The following is a 4,794-nucleotide window of genomic DNA, read 5'->3' as shown; positions in this document are numbered from 1 at the left end:
GCCGCAGCAGCGCAAAAGAGAGGAGAAAAGACCAACCCATTGACCAAAGCCTGATCAGAAAACCATACTTAGAGGTGGCTCACTTCTCGGTGGAAAAACCGGCTCAGTTCCGCGTGGAAACCAACACATTCACTCGACAGATTGGACGTTGAAGGGAGTTCTAGAAAGGTCCCGCAACCAAGCAGGGAAGAAGCCCCCTCCATCTTCCTAGACCCATGGCTTTCCGCGAAGGGAGACCCTCTAGCGGCCTTGGTGGAGCACCTCATGGACGCCGCCCGTCCAGACCCCTCAGGCCGCGTTAGGTCCCTCCGCAGGGACGCCGAGCAGCGAAGGCGGCTTGTAGTCGGAAATATCGTGGCGAACCTTGTGCTCCTCGCTCTGAGTCCCGCGCGGGAGACAGGAAGCGCCCTTGCAGTAGCCACCGCAAAGACCAGGCCAACACGCTATGACCGCGGGGATTTCCCCCAGCGTATGCTCAAAGAGGTAGTTGCGGCTCTAGCATCGGCAGGAATGTTGACGGTGGAGCCATATGTCTACAAGCAGCGCACCACCACAGTGGAGCCAACTACCGAGTTCCTGGAGTTGCTGGTGAGCTATGGGATCCGTTTGGCCGATGTTGGCCGGGAGGCCGGAGGGGAGACCATCTGGCTAGTTGCCCGCACAGGAGGGCCGCGCTTTTACAATCAGCCCCTGCCGAAATGCCTTGTTCACTACGAAGACACCGAGGAGACCACGAGGCTCCGCCATGAGGTGGCGACCATCACTGATATGCTAGGTGGGGCCGGTGTAACCTATGATGGTGAAGCAGTGGGACCTCTCTTCCTCCATCGTTCGTTCCTGGTACGCTCCCCCGAAGCGCCCGCAGAGTTCAATCTCAATGGCCGCTTGTGGGGTGGCTTCTGGCAGACCCTGGATAGTGAAAAGCGTCACCGCATCACCATCGGCGGAGAGGGGATCACCGATCTAGACTTCGCCGCCATGCATCCGACTATGGCCTACCTCCAGGTCACCGGGAGACCGCCAAGCGGAGACCCCTACGACATTCCCGGCCTGGAGGAACACCGAAGCGGGGCCAAGCAGGCCATGGCGTCACTGCTTTCGCGTACAGGCCCGATGCTGTCCTTAGCGCCGAAACTCAAGGCCAAGCTTCCCGAGGGGTGGACCGCTAGGCAGCTTGTGGAGGCGATCAGCGGGCGACATCCGGCCATCGCTCACTTGTTCGGTACCGACTTGGGCGGCTCATTGATGCACATGGAGTCTCGTATCTTAATGGCGGTGCTCCTGGAGCTTGCCCGCCGAGGGATAGCCGCGCTGCCCATGCATGATGGCATTCAGACCAAACTCTCCGACGCCGAGGAGGCCATGGAGGTGATGCAATCCGTTTCCGAACAGATGCTAGGCGTAGCGTTGCCCGTGAAGGAGAAGCCGATTTGGCGACCATCGAGCCTAGCCAACGCGGCATAATTGCTTAAGTGGCCACTATCCCCCCCCCTTCTAGTCTCCCCCTCTAGGAGAAGGCTTGGAGAGTTATATCGGTCTCTTCTCATCATCTCGACCTCTAGACCGCAGGGGAGACCTGAGGGGCAACATGAGGAGGGGGAGGAGATCAAGCATTAGTGCTCAAAGTGACCGACATCATACCGGATAACTCTTTGTCTTCCATGTGGTCTCAAGAGGATGATGGGATCATGTCCACCTACTCCCCGCCAGCCTCCTTCAATCCCTCATCGACCCTCGCAGTGAAGACAAAAAGGAAGTCTCCTAAGGCTGTCGCAAAGTCTACCACTTGCTGGGCATCCTCTCGTGTGGGCGGTTTTGCCTCTTCATCCGCGTGACGTACTGCGTTGGCATCGAGACGCACCTTGTGAGCCCATTTGCCCATTCCCTCAGTGAGGATATGGTCGGAGACAGCTTGGTCAATCCGGGTGTAAAGACTGCCCTTTGAATATCCCTTGTCCTTCAGCATGGCGTCCACAGCGGAGGCTGCCATCACGATAGCTGCATCTGGAGCGAATAGGGTTTCCAAAGCCTGTTTGAGGTAACGCTGCGCCTCTTCGGGTAGGCTGTCATCTACTTCCCGTTGGCCAGGGTAAACGGCACGCACTAAGTTGCCGAAGTCGCCCCGCACCAGCCCCAAAGCATCGATTTGCCCCTCAAACCCTTCTACCATTGTCAAGCGGTTGCAGCTTGAGCATTCGTACACACCCCAACGCACACCGCGATTGCCATTGACCTTGATTGGCCCAGACCATGTAAGCGACATATAAGGCCGAGCGATATTACATTGTGGGCAGCGATCCACCCCCTTCAAAGAGTTCCCGAATTCAATAGTCATGAAGCCCCCTAAGTATTCCTAAAAGCTTAGTCGGGCACCCCGGCTGCTTCAAGCATCGCATATGCAAGACCCTGTGTAATCGTGTTGAATTAGCTTCCCGGACTGCCAAAAAGTATCCGCCGCGTGAGAGGTCCAATATACGTGGCAACAGACACGCTTCCCCCCATGGCCCCCCTCCCAGACCGTGCCAGATGTTTTTCCATGGGGGTCTCCCTTCAAACTACCGGGAGGCGGCACCCTATGGCCCTCACGAAGCGCTATAACATGCACAACCAACGTTGACATTAGATAAATACTGACCTAGACTCCTCCTTGTCACCTGGAGGAACCCATGAAGCGTTACGTCATCTACACCCGAGTGAGCACGGCAGAGCAGGGCAAGAGCGGCCTGGGCCTAGAAGCGCAGCAACGCGATATAGACCTCTTCCTCCAGAACTTTTCTGAGACCCCATGGGAGATCATTGGGGAGTTCCAGGACGTTCAATCCGGTAAGGTGGCCGACAGGCCCGAGTTGATGAAGGCGCTTCAATTGGCCCGCAAGGAGAAGGCGGAGCTACTGGTGGCAAAGCTGGACCGCTTGAGCCGCGACGTGGAGTTCATCGCCAGGACGATCAAGCAGGCAAGTATACGGGTCGCCTCGATGCCACACGCCGACAACTTCCAGCTTCACATCTACGCAGCCCTTGCAGAGCAGGAGCGGGAGTTCATCTCAAAGCGTACCAAGGCGGCACTCCAGGTGGCAAAGGAGAGAGGGCGGCAGCTAGGCGGTCTCCGAGACAAGACCATGAAGCGTAACGAGGCGATCCAGGCGAAGGCCAAAGCGGAGGCGGAGAAGGTTGTGAAGGTCATCGGGCCATTACGCAATGCCGGACAGACCCTCTCAGCCATCGCAGACACGTTGAATGACATGGAGGTAAAGACCTCAAGGGGCGGACAGTGGACCGCTATGCAGGTCAAAAGGGTCTTAGACCGTGTGGCTGCTTAGAGCATCGGTTCGTAGATAGGCCCAAGGCCTCATGCTGGCACTACAAAGCTGCTTAACCAGTTGACGAGAACACCCAGCCCTATGGTTCCTAAAACGATGCTGATTGTGAACCTTCTTCTTCGATTCAGAGTTGCACCTATGCCGAAATCGAAGATGATTGACGGTGCCAGTCTATGGCCAAAAATGCCCAGCAATGCCGAAGCCATTAGGAACCCGAAAATATAATAATATGCACCGCTTGCAAATACCCAATCGCCTCGAACGTAGGCTATGATGCCCGTACTTAGGATGCCTAGGGAGATCATACTTATCCCCTCGTTGAACTCAATGCCGGGCCATTGATGAGTGTTAAGAAGCCATACTGGTGACCTTGCACCATGCAGTTCGTTGACAATGTTATCTTCAAGAGAGATAGCAAAACTGCGATCACCAGTAATTTCAATCAAGACGGGATGCTTCTTCGAATATCCAAGAATAACACTAGATCGAGTTGGATCACCAAACGTACCACATGCGAGCCGAATCGACTCAATTTTATGGTTGGAGATTGAGCTGTCCGATAGGATCGAGCTGAGATTTTCGGTTGAAATAGTTCTAGCATTGATAAAGCGTACCGTGACGGACACGGGTTGACCCATTGCTTCCGCTATGTGCCTGTAGACATTTTCCAGCGTCGCAGAAGTTATTGCAAACGAACCTCTTAGCGACCGTGAAATCTCAAACTTGATCGCCACCCTCAGCCTCCGCCATCAGCAACCCAATGATGTCCGGTATTTTGTCCATAGCCTTAGCTAATCCCGGCAGCATTAACTCACTCCGTCCATATTGATCCCTAGATTTCCCCGAAGCTCTGCCCGTCATGAAATCTCTTGCGGCATCCGACATGTTGGCCAATGCGCAGAGGTCTTCAAAGAAGTGCCGCCAGCCGTGGTTAGGGGATAGCTCAGGCCGCTTGATGCCCACCGTGTCGCGAACCCATTCTGACATCAGAGGTTGGATGCGGTTAGACTTGAAGAGCCGCCCTTTGCCGACCTTGCGGACGAAATCTAGCAGCCCCTCTGCCTCTAATGATGGATGAATTGGAATGCGGCGCTGACTGGAGGCCGTCTTTAGGCTCCGCCTACCTGAAGTCGAAACCCTGAGGAACCATCTTTCGCCTACCTGGAAGAAGTCCTCCGCAGTCAATTGGCCCGCCTCTTCAATCCGCATCCCGGAGTAGGCACACAGCCAGGGCAGCCAACGCCTCCTCACTTCAGTCTCTTTGCGGGCAGCTCTAAGGACCGCCACGGCCTCATCAATGCGGTAGGTCCGGGCATCGCTGTCAAGAACCTTGAAGTCCAACTTCTCCGTATCCGTCCGAGCGAGGCCGCCTGTGAATATTGGATAAAACTGTTCAGACCCTGTCCTTATTCCCAGGCATAAGGACAGTTGGACAGATGGAGATTTTTGAAGGGGACAGGGGGTCTCGGGTGAG

The 4,794-nt window shown here is 55.5% G+C and carries 5 protein-coding genes; 2 read left to right on the top strand and 3 right to left on the bottom strand.

Going from position 1 to position 4,794, the window contains the following annotated elements; genetic code table 11:
* The first annotated feature begins 264 nt into the window (after positions 1-264).
* Positions 265-1,464: a hypothetical protein gene (locus IEX27_RS20900; protein WP_244630493.1), complete on the top strand. Its 1,200-nt coding sequence runs from the start codon at positions 265-267 to the stop codon at positions 1,462-1,464.
* A gap of 232 nt (positions 1,465-1,696) precedes the next feature.
* On the opposite strand, the gene IEX27_RS20895 is transcribed toward IEX27_RS20900, so the two are convergent.
* Positions 1,697-2,335, bottom strand: coding sequence for a DUF4145 domain-containing protein (locus IEX27_RS20895; RefSeq protein WP_210315585.1), 639 nt, complete (start codon positions 2,333-2,335; stop codon positions 1,697-1,699).
* 331 nt (positions 2,336-2,666) lie between these two features.
* On the opposite strand from IEX27_RS20895, the gene IEX27_RS20890 reads away from it, so the two are divergent.
* On the top strand, positions 2,667-3,320 hold the full coding sequence (locus tag IEX27_RS20890) for a recombinase family protein (protein WP_188723004.1): 654 nt from the start codon (positions 2,667-2,669) through the stop codon (positions 3,318-3,320).
* Between the two features lie 29 nt (positions 3,321-3,349).
* On the opposite strand, the gene IEX27_RS20885 is transcribed toward IEX27_RS20890, so the two are convergent.
* Positions 3,350-4,054: a hypothetical protein gene (locus IEX27_RS20885; RefSeq protein WP_188723003.1), complete on the bottom strand. Its 705-nt coding sequence runs from the start codon at positions 4,052-4,054 to the stop codon at positions 3,350-3,352.
* A complete protein-coding gene (locus IEX27_RS20880; RefSeq protein WP_188723002.1) occupies positions 4,038-4,661 on the bottom strand; it encodes a site-specific integrase in 624 nt (207 codons plus the stop codon). Before IEX27_RS20880 ends, IEX27_RS20885 begins: the two co-directional genes overlap by 17 nt.
* Positions 4,662-4,794 lie beyond the last annotated feature (133 nt).

Origin of the sequence: Nitratireductor aestuarii (assembly GCF_014641695.1) — a bacterium.
GTDB classification, from domain to species: Bacteria; Pseudomonadota; Alphaproteobacteria; order Rhizobiales; family Rhizobiaceae; genus Chelativorans; species Chelativorans aestuarii.
Note: the sequence above shows the minus strand (reverse complement) of the source record. Positions and strands in the feature narration are given on the sequence as shown.